Below are 16,158 nucleotides of genomic sequence, written 5' to 3'. Positions count from 1 at the left end.
CATTTATTTGGACGGGTGGGTCATGAAAAAGTTCGCGGCTGTGATTTTGGGCTGCATGATGACGGCGGGCTGTGTGACCGTCGTCGATCCTGTGACGCGCAATCTGCCCCTCAAAATGGCTATGACCGAGCCTGTCGATGCGCTGGAGACGCGGGCCGCCACGGGCGATCGCCAGGCACAGTACGCCGTGTCGTTTCTCGCCGCACACGGCTTGCGCGGTGTCACCCGCGACCCGATCCGCGCCGAAGGCTTGAGGGCTCAGGCCGGGCAAATGAAGACCACGACCCAGCCCATCTATGTGCCGGGGGTCAATGGCGGGCCCGGGTCGTTGATCTACGCCCAGCACGCCGATCCCGGCGTCAGCGATACCGAGGCCCGTCGACTGGATCTGTGCGCCTTCACCGTGATCCTCGGCCAGCCCGCGATGGGTGGCCAGGTCTGCGGGTCGCCGGCCGCCTATATCGACCTGCTGCCCAGCGCCGTCGCGTTGAGGGCGCAGATGGCGGAATCCGCTCAGGCCGGCCCGCCTCCAGTCGATCCCCAGTCGATCAGCGAATGTGCGGCGGTCGAGTCCCTCTGGTCCGACGCGGCTCGCCGCATGGGCCGGAACGACAGGGTGGGTGCGGCCCTGGCGGCCGATCGCATTATCGCCCTGTGTGGACAGGACGAACGCGCATGGCACGCCCGTGTGATGCGCGCGACCCTGGCACTCGCAGACGGTGACGGTGGCCTGGCCCTGGCCCTGATGGAACCGGTGCCAAGCCCTCCGCCCTATCCAATCGGTGCCTACGGCGAACTGGTGCGGATCGCCGCTCTGAACGCTTTGAGCCGTCCCGATGAAGCTGCTATGGCGCGCACCGCCCTAGCGGCGGCGTCACTGGCCGCGCTGAAGACCAAGGCAAACTTTGAAACGCGAAATATCGAGACCCGCCCTTTGGACACTGCGACCTTGGTGATTATTGATCGACCAAGACAGAGTTTTCCGAACATCTATAGCTTGAAGACGTTGGTGATCGACGGCGAGCCGGCACGACTTGAAGCTTATCAACTGACCCGGCACGGCACGGCTGGCAGCTTGGAAGGAAGTTGGTTTCTCGACGCGTTCAACTGCGCAGAGCGAGCAACGATTGAGATATTCGAGCACGAACCGACAAACGACCAGATAACCGCCCGTCTAAAGGTCTACCGGGCCAACCGGGCGAACGCGATTTCCCGCACGGTCATAAATGGGGCGACCGCCTCCGCAGTTTGCCAATGGCCTGCCCAGGTAGCGCCCGGGCTCGGGGACGATGGCGAAATCCGACTTGAGTACCGCCCGGTGCTCTAAACCCGCAACGGCATCAGCACGTACTGCACCCCCGGATCCCCCGGATCCAGCACCAGCGTCGGCGAAGCCGGGTCGGCGAACATGAAGGTGGCGTTGTCGCCGGTGATCTGGCCGGCGACATCCAGCAGATACCGCGCGTTGAAGCCGATCTCGAAGGGGTCGTCGGAATAGCCGATCTCGACCTCCTCCACACCCTGGCCGGCCTCCATGTTGCGCACCGTCAGGGTGACGCGGTCCAGCTCGAAGGCCAGCTTCACCGACCGGCTCTTCTCGGCCGAGATGGTGGCGACGCGGTCGACGGCGGAGGCGAAGATGGCCTTGTCGATGTCGGCCTGTTTGTCGTTCCCCTTGGGTATCACCCGCATATAGTCGGGGAAGGCGCCGTCGATCACCTTGGAGGTCAGGGACGCGGCCCCGAACTGGAAGCGGATCTTCTGGGGGCTGACCTGGACCTCGACGGGGCCGGCACCGTCATCCAGCAGGCGGCGGACCTGGTCGATGGTCTTGCGCGGCACGATCACGCCCGGACCGCCCGCCGCCCCTTCCGGAGCCGGCGTCTCGGCCAGGGCCAGGCGGTGACCGTCGGTGGCCACGGCGCGCAGCAGGGGGATGCCCTGTTCGGCCACCGTGTGCAGATACAGGCCGTTCAGATAGTACCGCGTCTCCTCGGTCGAGACCGCGAACCGGGTCTTGTCGATCAGCCGCGCCAGATCATCCTTCATCAGGGTGAAACGCACGCCCGACGTATCCGTCGACATGACCGGGAAATCCCCGGCCGGCAGGACCGGCAGGTTGAACCGCGACCGCCCCGCCGCCACCGTCAGGCGCGGATCGTCGCCGTTGTAGGTCAGCGACACCTCGGCCCCGTCCGGCAGTTTGCGCACGATCTCGTACAGGGTGTGGGCCGGTGCCGTGATCGATCCCTCGACCTGGACCGTCGCATCGGCCTGATCGACGATCTCCATGTCCAGGTCAGTCGCGGCGAACGACAGGCTGTCGCGCCCGGCGCTCAGCAGGACGTTGGACAGGATCGGAATGGTGTTCCTGCGCTCGACCACGCTCTGGACGTGCCCGAGGGCCTTCAGAAGCGCGGAACGTTCGATGGTCAGCTGCATGGTGTCTCAAGGCCCAGCGCGGAATCGAAGCCGCGCGATACAATGGCTGTGGACACTAGCGTATTGGCGCGAGGGGGCAACCGGCGAGGGCGTGATGCTCCACAACTGCCGCAGCGGTCACTCCTCCTCGGCCCAGGCCTTGAGCAGGGTGTGGGCGATGGCGAAGGGCGGCGGGGCCTTGATGGGGTGTTCGCCCGCCAGAACCGCCCGCGCCTCGCCCCGCGTCAGCCAGGCGACGGCTTCCAGCTCGGTCTGGTCCGGCGTGGCCTGATCGTCGGTCACCTCGGCGAACAGACCGATCATCAGCTGCGACGGAAACGGCCAGGGCTGGCTGGAGTGATAGCGGACGCTGGTCACGGTCAGGCCGCTCTCCTCCTTGATCTCGCGGGCGCAGGCCTCCTCGATCGTCTCGCCGGGCTCCAGGAACCCGGCCAGGGCCGACATCCGCCCCGCTGGCCAGGCCGCCTGACGCCCCAGCAGGCAGATGGGCTCAGGCCCGCCCGAATAGATCGGCAGCATGATCGTCACCGGATCGACGCGCGGGAAATGCTCGGTGCCACAGGCCGGGCAGATCCGCTTCCAGCCTCCGTTGGCGTTCTCGCTCTGCTGACCGCAGGCGGCGCAGAACCCGTGCCGCCTGCGCCAGTCGAACAGGGACTTGGCGGTCCCCGCCATCGCCGCCTCGACCCCGGACAGCACCGCCGCCGCCTCGCGCATCCCGGAGAATGCCCCAAGCCCCCGCACGGGCCCGTCGGCGGGGTCATTGGGCCCCTGGATCTCGACCGCAAAAACCGGCGCATCCTTCCACAGACCCAGGAACAGCTCGTGCGTCGGCGCGACATCGCGCGCCTGTTCCATGCCCAGCCAGACCAGACGCGGCCCCTCGGCATGATCCTCCAGCAGGGGCTGGCCCTCCCACAGCACCAGAGCCAGCGCATCCGCGCTCGCCGCCTGTTCCTCCAACCACGTCGGATCGGCGCGCAGGTCCCCACCCCGGTCGAGCGGGTTGCCGGCGAAGGTGTTGAGCGGGGCGAGGGTCATGAGCCGTTCTTAGCGGGTGCGGCGCACAACGGGGAGAGGCCTTGATCTCGCCGCCGGGATTCGCGATATGGACCTCGGAGATCGCGGGCGAAGGCTTCGCCAACCTGGTCAGGGCCGGAAGGCAGCAGCCACAACGAATTCCCCTTCGGGTCGCGGTCTCTACTTTTCCTTCCTTGTTGCGCTATCGCTCGCCGCGCGGCGGCTTGCTGCTTGAGCGCGGGCTTGGTGCGCTAACGCTTGCGACGCGGTCGCTCGCTGCTTGAGCGCGTCCAACGTCGCGTCACCAAGAAATCAGCCCCGCCGCTGGTTAGCGACGGGGCCGAGACTTTTACATCGGGCGGGTGACGCGGCCGCCGAGGTTGTCGATCACTTCGCGGGCGTCGAAAGCGTTGGGGTCGTTGGCGGGCTTGGGGCCCTTGCCCATGACGATCTCGGACGTGGCTTCGTAACGGTCGATCTGGCGGACGTCGAAGTCGTCGCGACCCCAGAACGGGTCGTTCCACGAACTCCAAGACCCGCGACCGTACCAGCGCCACGACGGGCCCCAGAACGGGCTGTAGCGGCCGTAATAGGGGCTGTAGCCGAACCCGGGTCGGGGCGATCCGAAACTGGAATAACGGGTGTCGCGATCGGTGGCGCGGTTGACGGTGGCGAACCAGTCGAAGCCGTTCTGGGTCGTCAGTTCGGCCGAGCGCAGCAGCAGCCCCATCTCGACGTCCTCGCGCGAGGTCACGGAGTTGCCGGCGAAGGTGACGCGGAAACGGTCGCTCTCCAGCCGCTGCTCGGCATAGCCGCCGCGCACGCCGCCGGTGCCGGCCGGCTGATACGGGGTCGCCGTGGCGCAGGCCGACAGGGCCAGGGCCGCTGTGGCCGCCAGCAATATGGGTCTAAGGGACAGGGTTCTCACGGGAAAATCTCCTTTGGCCCGGTCACGGGCCTTTTCGTCGTAACGGGCCGTGCGTACGGTCGTTCCGTATGGCCAAGAACGCCTATAATCGCGACACAATCAAGACCGAGGCCGCAAGCAGCAGCAGTCCGACGAAGACGCCGAACCCGCGCCGGAACCGGGGCTCGCTCATCCGCCGCGCCAAGGCCGCGCCACCGAGGCCATAGGCGCTCATCGCCAGCACATCCATGCCGATGGTGGCGGCCGCGAACAGGGCCAGTTGCGGGGCCACCGGTCGCTGAACGTCCAGGAAGGGCGGCAGGACGGCGGTGAAGAACAATATGGCCTTGGGGTTGGCGATCTGGACCATGAAGCCGTTCACGAAGGCCCCGCGATCGCGACGCACGGCGACGGCGTGGGCCGCATGAGCGGGCTTCAGCGCCGCGCGGATCGCCTGCACGCCCAGCCAGGCGACATAGAGGGCCCCGCCGACCGCGACGGCCTTGAACGCCAGCGGAAAGGCCGCGACCAGAACCCCCAGCCCCAGGGCCGCCGCCCCGAACCAGACCAGGGTCGCCGCATTCATCCCCAGCACCCCGACCAGGGCCGCCCGACGGCCGCGCTCGGCCCCGGTGGCGACCGCGAACAGATTCGCCGGTCCCGGCGTCACGGCCATGACGGCCATCACGCCCAGGAAGGCGACATAGAGGTGGGGATCGACCGGTAGCATGGAAGCCGCTTTCGACGGCGGCCGAGGTCAGGTCAAGCTTGAAGGGCCAAGGACGTCTCCCTCCCCCGCGGGGGAGGGCAGATCGCGAAGCGATCGGATGGGGGCGTTAGGCAAAACAGCATTGCATCGCCTTTCCCGCCCCACCCGGTCTCCGCTGCGCTACGACCACCCTCCCCCGAGAGGGAGGGAGAGGGTCAGCGGGTCTCTGGCGCTTCAGCTTCAGCTTCAGCCTCAGCCGCCGCCGCATCCGCGTCCTCAACGGCGTCGGCGGCCTGATCGAGCGCATACTGGGCGATCAGCCCATAGGTGCGGATCTGTTCGGGGTCGGGGTTGGTCCAGGCGCTGTTGCGGGCGATGCCCATGCCGCCGGCGATGCCGGACTGGACCGCCGCCTGGACTTCCGGGTCGCTGAGCGCGTCCTGGACCAGGGCGTCGACGTCGATGTCGGCCAGCGCCGCCTGGGCGATGGCGCCGGCGTGCTGGCTGACCGTGGCGGTAAAGGCGGCGATCTCGGGCTGGTATTCGGACCACAGGGCCGCGATACGCGCCTCGCGCTGGCCCTCGGTCAGGCTTTCATCCTCGGCGATGACCTCGGCACGGTCGCCGAAGGTCTCCATCCGCGCCTCGAAGGCCTCGGCCGCCGCCTCGATGGCGGCTTCGGCGGGGCTGTCGGCCTGAACGTACGGACCTTCCGCGGCGAGGGCGGCCGACAGCGGCAGGACGGCGAGGGCGGCGGCGAGGCTGAGGATGCGGATCATGGCGCGGCTCCTGGGGGGGATCTGATGCCCCCAAGGTCTGCCGAACGCCGCTCGACCTCAAGTTACTTCGCGTTAAGGCGAGCGGCGCGGCCTATGTAGATCAGAACTGACGCTCGACCGCGGGCACGGGGTTCGACGGCGCACCGGGGAAGGGCCGGACGCCTGGACCGCGAAGAGCGGCCAGACGCTCGCGGTCGACCTGACGGCGGATGTCGTCGGGGAATTCGCGCACCTTACCGGCATCGCGATAGCGGCCGCCGACATCGCCCTCGGCGGCCAGACGGGCGTCGATCAGATTGGCCAGGGCGTCGGCCTCGGGCTGGTATTTGGCGGCGATGGCGCGGGTTTCGTTGACGCTGCGGGCATGGCTCATTTCCAGACCCATACGCGCCATCTCGCGCTCGAACCGGGACGTGGCGTCGCGGAAGGTCAGCACTGCGGGCTGAACCCGACTTGCGCCCGGCTGTGAGGGCGCGGCGTGTACGGACAGGGCCGGGGCGGCGAGCGCCAGGGCAAGGGTGGCGGCGATGAGCAGGCGCATACGATCCTCCGGGTTGAACTACCGCAGGATGCGCCGCGAACAGCGGTTCGCCAAGAGAGGTTGTCTCACGTGCGCGTGAAGCTGAGCAGCGGCCGGAAGCGCACGAAACGCTCCCGGCACAGGCTCGGACCCTAGTTGGCGGGGGCCGGGGTCGCGGCGGCCGGGGCGGACATCACGCCCTGACGGACCTTGTTCGGCGTGTCGCGAATGGTGGCCAGCCCAGCGTCGATCTGGGCCTGGGCTTCGGGCGGCAGCGGTTGGGTCGCCATGAAGGCCGAAATGAGGGTCGCGAAGGCGTCGGCCTTGGGCTGGTATTTGGCGACGATGGCGTCTGCGTCGGCGTTCGCCTTGGCCGTATCGGCCCCGGCGGCGGTCTTTGCGGCCGTCAGTTCCGAGCTCATGGCCTGCATGTCCGTGCCGAAGGCCTCGCCCGCCGCTTCGAGATCGGCTTCGGTCGGGGCGGCGGCAGGAGCGGCGGGGGCGGTCGGGGCGGGAGCGGTCTGGGCAAAGGCGGGAGCAGCCACGGCCAGGACGGCGACGGCTGCGAGAATACGGGCGGACATGGACGAACTCCGGAGGGACAGACTGAAGAGGGAAGCCCGGCTCCCCACGGAGACAAGGTGGCGGATAATTCCAGCCGCGGCGAGACCCTTTCCGGCGAACCGGCGTCTGATAGGGTCGCGGCATGATCCGGTCGCTCGTCTCCGTCGCCGCGCTCGCCCTGGCCTGTTGCCCGGCGGCGACCACCCAGGCCCAGGCCCCGGGCCGGCCCTATGCGGTTCAGGGCGTGTGCGGCGGCTTACCCGCCACCACCGTGCGGATGGCCGAGAGCTATTGCCTGGGCCGGGTCTGGCAAAGGACGGGCGGGGACGGGCCCCGGATGCCGCGCGGCCTGTTGCAGCTGTCGGAGACCGATTGGCTGGTCACCGACCTGGGCACCTGGGACGCCGGGCGAGGCGCGCTATGGCGGATGCGGGTTCAGGGCGAAACGGTCGTCTGGACCCGGCTGATGCGCGGCCTGTCGATGCCGCATACGATCGCGCGCGGTCCCGACGGCCGGGTCTATCTGGCCGAGATGAGCCGGATTATCGCCTTCGATCCGGCCCGGCCCGAGGCGGCGGTCGCGGTGGTCGAGGGCCTGCCCGACAACCGGCTGCACGAGAACCGCCATCCGCTGTCCAGCTTCATCTTCGACGGAGACGGGGCCCTGCTGGTCAATGTCGGGGCACCCTCCGACCGCTGCCTGACCCCGGCCGGACGGCCCATCGCCGATGCGTCGGGCCAGTGCGCGCAAGGCGCGGAACAGGCCATGGTGCGGCGCTATGCCATGACCGGGCCCGGCCGATGGAGCCCGACCTGGACCGCCTATGCGACGGGGCTGCGCAACTCCGTGGCCATGGTCCGGCATCCGTCGGGTGCCGTCTATCAGGGCGAGAATTCGGTCGATCTGACCACCGCCAACCGGCCGTTCGACGAGATCAACCGGCTGACGGCGGGGGCCCATTACGGCTGGCCCTACTGCACCGACATGGCCACCGCCCTGCCTGGCTGGAGCGCGCGACAGGCCCGGTGCGGCCAGAGGACGCCGCCCGTCTCGCTTCTGCCGCCCCATGCCGCGCCTTTGGCCATGCTGTACTACGACGGGGCGATGTTCCCCGAACTGCGCGGGCGGATGCTGATGAGCTGGCACGGCCATCGCCAGGCGGCGGGCCGGGTCGTGGCCATCGAGACCGATGCGAACGGCGCGCCCCTGACCGACACCCGCGCCCTCTACGCCGTCTATCCGCGCGGTGCCCTGCCCTATCCTTCCAGCGCGCCTGCGCCCCGGGCCAGGGTTCTGACGCCGGGCTGGAATGCGGTGGCGGGGTCACATCCGATGGGCGCGCCAGTCGGAATGGCGGTGGCCCGAGACGGCTCGATCTGGATCGCCGACGACCGCAACGCCGCGATCCTGCGGATCGCCCGGCCCTGAAGTTCGTCAGGCGGGCCGGCCACCTCGTCCTTTGAGGATCAGCGGTGCAGTGGAAAGTTTCATCACCAAGGGCACCAAGAATCCACAAAGGACGCGAAGGGATAGCGCTGGATTCAATATCGCTGCGCCAGAAAACAGGGCGCGGAGAACGACGGCAGCTGCGCCGCAGGCTGGCCTTCCGCTGAAACCCATTCATGGAACCGTTTGCCGACCGCACCGCCCGCTCGGTCCCTTCGTGGCCTTTGTGGATTCTTGGTGCTCTTGGTGATGAACCCTCTGCCCCTCACCGGTCGGCTCGGGGCACCGCCCAAACGAAAAGAGCGGCCCGCCTTTCGACGGACCGCCCCAGTTCGGTAACCTTGGAGGCCCCGCAAGGCCCCCTCGGTATTCTTTAGCCGCGTTCGCCGGGCTCTTGGGCGTAGCCCGAGCTCGAACCGGTCGCCGCAGGAGCGGAGTAGGTCGGAGCGGCGGGGTAGCTGGCCGGAGCCGAGTAGCCGTTGTCGGCGGGAACGGCCGGAGCCGCGTAGCCGGTGTCGGCCGGAGGAGCCATGTCGCCCGAGTAGGCGGGCGGCGAGGCCACGTCGCAGCAGTGCTCGTCCGGATGATCGGGACCGGCGGGCGTGAAGTGGATTTCCGGCGGGGCCACGGACACTTCCGACGGGCGGACGTGGACGTCGGGCGCTTCCAGATAGACCTGGGCGGGCGCGACCTGAACCGGCGGGGCGTCGACGTAGATCGGCGGGCCCTGGATGTAGATGGCGGGCGACGGCGCGAACACCGGAGCCGAAGAGATGCGCAGGCCGGGGGCGCGGACCCGGATCGGCGGTGCGGGCGGACGGACCGTGTAGAACGGAACGTTGATCACCGGCACGTTGCATTCGCAGTTGCGGTCATAGATGGTCGCGCCACCGCCGCCCCAGCGTTCGCCCTCGACGAAGGAAACCTGCGTCGGGGTGGCAACCGCGGAAGAGCCCGTGGCCGCTTCGTCTGCAGCGAAGGCCGAGCCGGCCGCCGTTGCCATGGTGGCGCCCAGCGCCATGATCAGAACTGATTTCACTTTGATGTCTCCCCAGTCACCTGTTCCTTACTGAAGCATGAACGACAACGGTTTGGCTTGCACCCAACGAGACGCAAACCAACGATTTATTTCGCGTTGCAGGAGAGTGACACCCGCGCCCGGGAGAATTCCTTGAGTTTGTTCCCCTGGGAGACCATCTGACGCCTCCCGCGTTCACCAAGACTCGTCACGAAGCAGGCCCTGCAATGACCTTCGCCGACCCGAAATCGACTTCCACAGGCTCCGATCACGAGGACGTGATCATGGAGGGATCGGACGCCGGCTTCATGAAAGACGTCATCGCGGCCTCGAAAACCGTCCCGGTCATCGTCGATTTCTGGGCGACATGGTGCGGTCCGTGTCGCCAGCTGACCCCGGCACTGGAAAAGGCCGTGCGCGCGGCGGGCGGCAAGGTCCGGCTGGTCAAGATCGACGTCGACAAGAACCCGGCCTATGCGGGACAGCTGCGAGTCCAGTCGATCCCGACCGTCTATGCCTTCGTCAACGGCCAGCCGATCGACGGCTTCCAGGGCGCGGTGCCCGAGAGCCAGATCAAGGCCTTCATCGACAAGCTGACCGGCGGGACCGGCGAGAACGCCGATGTCGAGCAACTGCTGTCGCTGGGCGAGGAATCCCTGGGTCTCGAAGACTTCGGCGGTGCGGCCCAGGCCTTCGCCCATGTGCTGACCCTCGACCCCGAGAACCTCAAGGCCATCGCCGGCATGGCCCGGGTCTATCTGGCGTCGGGCGACCCCGAACAGGCGGTCCAGACCATCGCCATGGCACCCGAGGGCTCGTCCGATCCGGCGGTCCAGAGCGTCCGCGCCCAGCTGGCCCTGATGTCGGCCGCTCCCAGCGGCGAGGCCGACGCCCTGAAGGCCCGGGTCGCCGCCGATCCGACCGATCACCAGGCCCGCTACGACCTGTCGATCGCACAGGCCGCCGAGGGTGACCTCAAGGGCGCCGTCGACAGCCTGCTGGCCATCGTCCAGGCGGACCGCGAGTGGAACGACCAGCAGGCCAGGAAGCAGTTGCTGGTGGTATTCGAGGCCGCCGGCCTGGCCAGCGACGTCTCGAAGGACGGCCGCCGACGCCTGTCCTCCATCCTGTTCGCATGAGGAAGCCGACGATGGCCCAGGGCTATGTGAGGGCGGCGGACCTCCCGCAGGTCATTCCGGTCTTTCCCCTGCCGGGAGCGATCCTGCTGCCGCGCGGCCAGCTTCCGCTCAACATCTTCGAGCCGCGCTATCTGAACATGATCGACGATGCCATGGCCGGGGACCGGATGATCGGCCTGATCCAGCCGGCGGGCGGGCCGGCGAGCCTGCCCAGCCTGACGGCCGTCGGCTGCGCCGGCCGGATCACCAGCTTCGCCGAGACCTCGGATGGTCGATACCTCGTGACCCTGACCGGCATCTGCCGCTTCCGCGTGGCCGTCGAACTGCCCAGCCAGACGCCGTACCGCCAGGTCCGCGCCGCCTTCGCCCCCTTCGAGGCCGACCTGGCCTCGCCGTCCGGCGACGACTTCGACCGCGACGCCTTCCTGTCGGCGCTTCGCGCCTATCTGGAACGCCGCCAGCTCGAGATCGACTGGGAGACTGCGGGTGGCGCGCCGCAGGAGGCCCTGATCAACAGCCTGTCCATGGCCCTGCCGTTCGAGCCGGCCGAAAAGCAGGCCCTGCTGGAATCCCAGACCCTGGAGGACCGCTGTCAGACCCTGACCGCCCTCCTCCAGATCGACGCCGCCGAAAGCGGTGACGGCGATTCCCCGACGGCGATGCAGTAGGTAGGGGGCGCTACCGCTCGGCTCGCGGAGCCTCGCTGCTTGAGCGCGTAGACCCCACGCGCGAAGCGATGATGTGGGCTCAAGTAGCGCAACGCGCGATAGCCCACTAGAAGCAAAGAATGTCAGACGCCTTCCACACCCCCTCGACCGTCGATCCGCGCCTGCTGGAGGTGCTGGTCTGTCCCGTGACGCGCGGGCCGCTGTCCTATGACCGCGAGGCGGGCGAACTGGTGTCGAAGGGCGCGAAGCTGGCCTTCCCGATCCGCGAAGGCGTGCCGATCATGCTGGCCGAGGAAGCCCGTCCGATCGAGGGTTAGGCCCGGTCAGCGGCCCCAAGGCAAAGCTTCCGGGTTCGGCATCCGAAATTTAACCTTCTCGTGCGACGGTAGTCTCAAGAACTGCGGTCGAGGGGGCCGAATGCACGGTCGCTGGCGACTATTCAGGCATGATGCGGGACAGGCTTCGGGCCCGCATGCGCTGATCTACGTCGCCCTCTTCGTACTCTGCCTTGTCTTCGGGATCTGGAGCGCACGCACCTTTGATGCGGTGGTCATCTGGCCCGCCAACGGGGTGATGCTGGCCGCCGCCCTGCATCTTCACCGTCGCCGTGCGATCCAGGTCCTGGCCGCCTGCCTCGTCATCAACCTGATCGGCAACGTGGTTCGCGGGGACATCGCGCCCTTCTGGTGGCTGAACGCCGTCATGAACATGGGCGAGGTCCTGGTGGCGGCCGTCATCGCCCGGCGCGTCTGCGGCGCGGCGCTCGACATTCGACGGCCCAAGCGGTTGTGGCGTTTCGCCTTCCTGGCCGTGGTGCCCGCCGTCCTGCTGTCCACGGTGATTTCCATCGGCGTGGCTGCGGCGACCTTCCGGTTCCCCGTGAGCACCCTGGCGTTCATGGCCCAGCGCTTCTTCGTCATGGAGACCCTGGGCCTGCTGATGGTGGCGCCGGCCCTGCTGCTGATCGCCAAGGCGCACCGGTTCCGCTCGACGGCCCCGGCCTCTCCGGCCGAGGCATCGCTGCTAATCGCTCTGTTGATGCTGGTGACGGCCGGTATCTTCTTCCAGAACTACGTGCCGGCCGCATTCCTGATCTTCCCCTTCCTGCTGCTGGTCGCCTTCCGGACGCCCCCGTCCTGGGTCGCGGGAGCCGTCATCGGCGTGGCCGTCATCGCTGCCACAGGGACTCTGTCAGGCCACGGCCCCGGCACCCTGTCGCGGCTCGCCGAACTGCCGGAACTGTCCGACCGACCGGCCCTGCTGCGCCAGCTGAACATCTACTATGTGTTCCTGCTGGGGGTTCTGGTCACGGCCCTGCCCGTCTCGGCGGTCATGTCGGAACGCCGCCGCCTGATCCAGTGCCTCAAGGCCCGGACCGAGGCCGCTCACGCCGCCCGCCGCCGCGCCGAACAGGCCGATGCCGCCAAGTCCCGCTTCCTGGCCCTGATGAGCCACGAGATGCGCACCCCCCTGAACAGCGTCACCGGCTATGCCGAGGTCCTGGCGCGCCGCCCCGGCATGGACCTGGACGCCGTGTCCCACCTGGGTCACATCCAGCGTTCGGGCGACGCCCTGCTGATGCTCGTCGAGGACGTTCTCGAAATCTCGCGCGGCGACGACGTGCTCAACATGACACCGCTGTCCCTGCTCCAGGTCATCGACACGGCGGCGGCCCCCAGCCGCATCGAGGCCGCCGACAAGGGCCTGACCCTGAGCGTCGAGGTCCGCCCCGACGCCCTGGCCCCCGTGATCGGCGACCCGCGTCGCCTGCGTCAGGCCCTGCATCACCTGATCGGCAATGCCGTCAAGTTCACCGACCACGGCGGCGTCCGCATCCTGGCCGACCGGATCGACGGTCAGGTCCTGATCGCCGTCTCCGACACCGGCAAGGGCTTCGACCCTATCGCCGCGCCCCGCCTGTTCGATCCCTTCGTCCAGGGCGACGATTCGATCAGCCGCGCCCATATCGGCGCCGGCATCGGCCTGACCCTGGTCAAGCGTCAGGCCGAGCTGATGGGGGGCGACGTCGTGATCGACAGCCACCCCGGCGAGGGCGCGACTTTCACCCTGCGGCTGCCCCTGGCCCCTGCCGCGCCGGAGGCCATGGCGAACCACGCAGACGCCCGCGCCGAGCGGGACGAGGGCTCTCCGCCCCGTATCCTGGTGGTCGACGACCATCCGGCCAACCGCGAGGTCGCCCGCCTGATGCTGACCGCCGTCGGCTGCGAGGTCGTCGAGGCCTGCGACGGCGACGAAGCCATCGACATGGCCGCCACCCAGCCCTTCGACCTGATCCTGATGGATGTGCGGATGCCGCGCGTCGACGGCCTGGCCGCGACCCGGGCGATCCGGGCGACGGGCAGCGGCGTTCCCATCCTGGCCGTCACCGCCGACGCCATGCCCGAGGATGCCGCCCGCTGCCTGGCCGCCGGCATGGACGCCCACCTTGCCAAGCCCATTTCGCACCACGCCCTCTATACCGCCATGGAGCGGCTGCTCTGCGCGCCCGAGGCAGCGGAAGCCGAGGCCGAGGCCGCCTGATCGCGATCAGGCCTTCGGCCCGTCCTCCTCGGCCAGCCGCGCCTTGATGAAGGCGATGTCGGCCAGAAGCTGACGCTGTTCCTCGTCGGTGAACTTATGCTGGTCCTCGATCAGCGTCCCAATGATCCGCCCGATCAGCAGCGGCAGGATGAACAGCAGGGTCACGTGCATCAGCACCACCGTCACGATCCGCCCGCCCACGGTGGTCGCATAGATGTCCCCATATCCCGTCGTCGTTGCCGTCACCGCCGCCCACCACAGGGCGTCGCCGAAGGACTTGGCCTCGAACAGGGCATACAGCCCCGCGCATCCGGCCAGTATGGCCATATAGAGCAGCAGCAGTTCCAGAATGCTGTTGGTGGCGCGGATCAGCAGTTTCACGGGCGACGAACTCCTTTGCGATTGCAGCGGGGATCTACGAACGGGCGTCGGACAGGGCGGTCCATGGCCCAGAGCCCGCGCGCCTGGATGGCGTCCTCGATGATCCGATCGTGATCGAAGGCCAGTTCAGGCAAGGCGTCCAGCGAGAACCATCGACAGTCCACCGCGTCGTCGCCGGCCTTCACCTCGCCCGAGACCCCGACGAGATAGGCGGCCGTCACCGTCTGTCCGCGCGGATCCCGTCCCGGCGCGCTGTAGACCCCGACCAGGCTGAGCCCGTTCGCCGCCAGACCGGTCTCCTCCTTAAGTTCTCGCGCTGCGCACGCCTCCAGCGTCTCGCCGTCGTCCAGGAACCCTCCGGGCAGGGCCCAGGCGCCGGCGAACGGCGCATGACGCCTCCGGATCAGGAGAATGGAGGGGCACCCCTCGCGAACCTCGATCACGGCGATGTCGGCCGTCACGGCCGGGCGTGGCCAGTCGTAGCAGTACGGGCCCGTCATCGGTCCTCCCCCGCAGCGAAGGGCCAGCGCGCCGCCCAGAAGTCGGCCAGCTCCGGCAGGGCGTCGACCCGGCGCACCACCTCGGCCATGCGCGGCGCCACCTCGGCGAAACGCCGGCGGCGCGGTGTCCATCGGCTGGCGACCGTCACATAGAGGTCCAGCACGGTCGGTTCCGCACCCAGCAGGAAACGGCCGGGCTCCAGCTGGCTCTCCATGACCCCCCAGCACTCGGCGATGCGGGCGGCGGTCCGCTGCAGGAGCACCGTCTGCGCCGGACCATCGTCCCCGACCAGCCGCGACGGCACATCCCGCACCCAGTACATCGAATAGATCGCCGCAGGGATGAACGTCATCCAGCGCAGGAACTGGCCCCGAATCGGATCGCCGGGCGGCGGCGCCAGCCGCGCCTCGGGGTGCCGCTCGGTCAGCCACAGCAGGATGGCGGCGCTCTCGGTGATCGTGTCGCCCTCCGGTGTGACCAGGGCGGGGATCTGGCGCATCGGATTGACGACCGCGACCTTGTCCCGCTCGGCGTCGCCTTCCCAGGTCACGGCCTCGACGACCGAGAACGGCTGTTTCATCAGGGTCAGCGCCGCCTCAACCGGCATCGAACCGGACCCCGAGGCCCCGTACACGACATAGGTCATGATCCCGCGCCTCGGCAGGCCACGGCCAGGGCGGATATCCGGGCGGGAAAAAGGGCGCGCATGGCGTATCCGGCGAGGACCATCGATCCCGGCATCTGAACATCCCGCCCGGGTTTGGCAATCGGCCGCACGACGTCCCGGCATCGGGTCGCTCGGCTTGTCCAGCCGTCCCAGGTTGCGAACCTCGACGGCCCAATCCCTTGCCGCACAAGGGATTGCATCGCCACAGACCCCGTTGAACGCGCCTGGGTTGGAACTGGCCCTAGACTTGCCGGATGACAGACAGCGAACCCACACCCGCCTCACCCCCGAAGCCTGGGCCTGCGTCCGGGCGGACTTCCTGACCGGTGTCAGCGCGCCGGTCCTCTCCGAACGCTACGGCGTGAGCGTTCGCCACATCCGGCGACGCGCGGCGATCGAGGGGTGGCGACGCGCCGATTTCACGCCCGGCCGTGTGGCTCCCCCGCCACCCTGGATGGCCGGGATCCCCACCAAGGACCAGGAAATGGAGATGGACCCTGCCCTGGAGGAGGTCGACGAGGCCGAGTCGACCTCGCGCTTCGGCCTGCTGTTCAATCCGGACGCCCGCGCCCTGCACCGCTTCGCCTTCCGTCAGGCCGCGGAGAACGCCGCCATCGACCAGCCGCAACAGGCCATGGTCTGGATGCGTCTGGCCCAGATGGTCGAACGCTCGACCGGCCGCCTCGACAGCGACAGCACGGCCTTCCGCCAGATCGACCATGTCCGGGCGGCCTATCTCCACCGTCTCAGGGAGGCGCTGGACGCCGAGGCCGAGCGAAAGGAACAGGGTTCCGCGCCCGACTGATGTCACTGTCCGTCACCCGAGATCCTGTCACGGTGGCAAAACCATCCCCT

Annotated in this window: 18 protein-coding genes and 1 other RNA gene; 8 read left to right on the top strand and 11 right to left on the bottom strand. The window is 68.5% G+C overall.

The features are described 5' to 3' along the window. Nucleotides 1-22: 22 nt before the first annotated feature. Nucleotides 23-1,327: a hypothetical protein gene (locus tag O5K39_RS06015; protein WP_271146372.1), complete on the top strand. Its 1,305-nt coding sequence runs from the start codon at nucleotides 23-25 to the stop codon at nucleotides 1,325-1,327. Here the strand turns inward: O5K39_RS06015 and dnaN are convergent. After that, nucleotides 1,324-2,442, bottom strand: a complete 1,119-nt coding sequence (dnaN, locus tag O5K39_RS06010; protein ID WP_271146371.1) for a DNA polymerase III subunit beta — start codon at nucleotides 2,440-2,442, stop codon at nucleotides 1,324-1,326. The two genes, O5K39_RS06015 and dnaN, sit on opposite strands and share 4 nt — an antisense overlap. A 117-nt stretch (nucleotides 2,443-2,559) precedes the next feature. Beyond that, nucleotides 2,560-3,483: an NAD(+) diphosphatase gene (nudC, locus tag O5K39_RS06005; RefSeq protein ID WP_271146370.1), complete on the bottom strand. Its 924-nt coding sequence runs from the start codon at nucleotides 3,481-3,483 to the stop codon at nucleotides 2,560-2,562. Nucleotides 3,484-3,556: 73 nt separating this feature from the next. Between nudC and ffs the strand changes: the two genes are divergently transcribed. Beyond that, nucleotides 3,557-3,650, top strand: an RNA gene (gene ffs, locus O5K39_RS06000) — signal recognition particle sRNA small type. Between the two features lie 161 nt (nucleotides 3,651-3,811). Here ffs and O5K39_RS05995 read toward each other — a convergent pair. The 5 genes from O5K39_RS05995 to O5K39_RS05975 form a co-directional block, all read right to left on the bottom strand. After that, nucleotides 3,812-4,381: a hypothetical protein gene (locus O5K39_RS05995; RefSeq protein ID WP_271147111.1), complete on the bottom strand. Its 570-nt coding sequence runs from the start codon at nucleotides 4,379-4,381 to the stop codon at nucleotides 3,812-3,814. Between the two features lie 91 nt (nucleotides 4,382-4,472). Beyond that, entirely contained in the window at nucleotides 4,473-5,099 is a 627-nt protein-coding gene (locus O5K39_RS05990) for a LysE family translocator (protein ID WP_271146369.1), read from the bottom strand. 194 nt (nucleotides 5,100-5,293) lie between these two features. Beyond that, nucleotides 5,294-5,857: a hypothetical protein gene (locus tag O5K39_RS05985; protein ID WP_271146368.1), complete on the bottom strand. Its 564-nt coding sequence runs from the start codon at nucleotides 5,855-5,857 to the stop codon at nucleotides 5,294-5,296. A 100-nt stretch (nucleotides 5,858-5,957) separates the two neighbouring features. Continuing rightward, the gene (locus tag O5K39_RS05980; RefSeq protein WP_271146367.1) at nucleotides 5,958-6,398 is read right to left on the bottom strand and encodes a hypothetical protein; all 441 of its coding nucleotides are present in this window, start codon (nucleotides 6,396-6,398) and stop codon (nucleotides 5,958-5,960) included. A 131-nt stretch (nucleotides 6,399-6,529) separates the two neighbouring features. Beyond that, on the bottom strand, nucleotides 6,530-6,961 hold the full coding sequence (locus tag O5K39_RS05975; protein WP_271146366.1) for a hypothetical protein: 432 nt from the start codon (nucleotides 6,959-6,961) through the stop codon (nucleotides 6,530-6,532). A gap of 122 nt (nucleotides 6,962-7,083) precedes the next feature. Between O5K39_RS05975 and O5K39_RS05970 the strand changes: the two genes are divergently transcribed. Continuing rightward, complete coding sequence (locus tag O5K39_RS05970; RefSeq protein WP_271146365.1) at nucleotides 7,084-8,370, top strand: PQQ-dependent sugar dehydrogenase; 1,287 nt, start codon at nucleotides 7,084-7,086, stop codon at nucleotides 8,368-8,370. Nucleotides 8,371-8,761: 391 nt separating this feature from the next. On the opposite strand, the gene O5K39_RS05965 is transcribed toward O5K39_RS05970, so the two are convergent. Further along, on the bottom strand, nucleotides 8,762-9,427 hold the full coding sequence (locus tag O5K39_RS05965; RefSeq protein WP_271146364.1) for a hypothetical protein: 666 nt from the start codon (nucleotides 9,425-9,427) through the stop codon (nucleotides 8,762-8,764). 206 nt (nucleotides 9,428-9,633) lie between these two features. Here O5K39_RS05965 and O5K39_RS05960 point away from each other — a divergent pair, with 206 nt between their 5' ends. The 4 genes from O5K39_RS05960 (at nucleotide 9,634) to O5K39_RS05945 (ending at nucleotide 13,754) form a co-directional block, all read left to right on the top strand. After that, a complete protein-coding gene (locus O5K39_RS05960) occupies nucleotides 9,634-10,545 on the top strand; it encodes a co-chaperone YbbN (RefSeq protein ID WP_271146363.1) in 912 nt (303 codons plus the stop codon). Nucleotides 10,546-10,556: 11 nt separating this feature from the next. Beyond that, entirely contained in the window at nucleotides 10,557-11,213 is a 657-nt protein-coding gene (locus tag O5K39_RS05955; protein WP_271146362.1) for an LON peptidase substrate-binding domain-containing protein, read from the top strand. Nucleotides 11,214-11,332: 119 nt separating this feature from the next. Further along, nucleotides 11,333-11,530 carry a Trm112 family protein gene (locus tag O5K39_RS05950; protein WP_271146361.1) on the top strand — a complete coding sequence of 66 codons (198 nt, stop codon included), beginning with the start codon at nucleotides 11,333-11,335 and terminating at the stop codon, nucleotides 11,528-11,530. A 100-nt stretch (nucleotides 11,531-11,630) separates the two neighbouring features. Further along, nucleotides 11,631-13,754 (top strand): response regulator, encoded by a 2,124-nt coding sequence (locus tag O5K39_RS05945; RefSeq protein ID WP_271146360.1) that lies wholly within the window; start codon nucleotides 11,631-11,633, stop codon nucleotides 13,752-13,754. Nucleotides 13,755-13,760: 6 nt separating this feature from the next. Here the strand turns inward: O5K39_RS05945 and O5K39_RS05940 are convergent, their stop codons facing one another. The 3 genes from O5K39_RS05940 to O5K39_RS05930 are packed head-to-tail and all read right to left on the bottom strand — an operon-like array spanning nucleotide 13,761 to nucleotide 15,282. Continuing rightward, nucleotides 13,761-14,135 carry a potassium channel family protein gene (locus O5K39_RS05940; RefSeq protein ID WP_271146359.1) on the bottom strand — a complete coding sequence of 125 codons (375 nt, stop codon included), beginning with the start codon at nucleotides 14,133-14,135 and terminating at the stop codon, nucleotides 13,761-13,763. Next, the gene (locus tag O5K39_RS05935; protein ID WP_271146358.1) at nucleotides 14,132-14,635 is read right to left on the bottom strand and encodes an NUDIX hydrolase; all 504 of its coding nucleotides are present in this window, start codon (nucleotides 14,633-14,635) and stop codon (nucleotides 14,132-14,134) included. Before O5K39_RS05935 ends, O5K39_RS05940 begins: the two co-directional genes overlap by 4 nt. Further along, nucleotides 14,632-15,282 (bottom strand): glutathione S-transferase family protein, encoded by a 651-nt coding sequence (locus tag O5K39_RS05930; RefSeq protein WP_271146357.1) that lies wholly within the window; start codon nucleotides 15,280-15,282, stop codon nucleotides 14,632-14,634. The genes O5K39_RS05935 and O5K39_RS05930 overlap by 4 nt, the downstream gene beginning before the upstream one ends. Before the next feature lie 268 nt (nucleotides 15,283-15,550). Between O5K39_RS05930 and O5K39_RS05925 the strand changes: the two genes are divergently transcribed. Further along, a complete protein-coding gene (locus O5K39_RS05925; protein ID WP_271146356.1) occupies nucleotides 15,551-16,108 on the top strand; it encodes a hypothetical protein in 558 nt (185 codons plus the stop codon). The last annotated feature ends 50 nt before the right edge of the window (nucleotides 16,109-16,158 follow it).

It is taken from the genome of Brevundimonas sp. NIBR10 (genome assembly GCF_027912515.1).
Classification (GTDB): Bacteria; Pseudomonadota; Alphaproteobacteria; order Caulobacterales; family Caulobacteraceae; genus Brevundimonas.
This window is presented reverse-complemented; position numbering and strand designations above follow the sequence as displayed.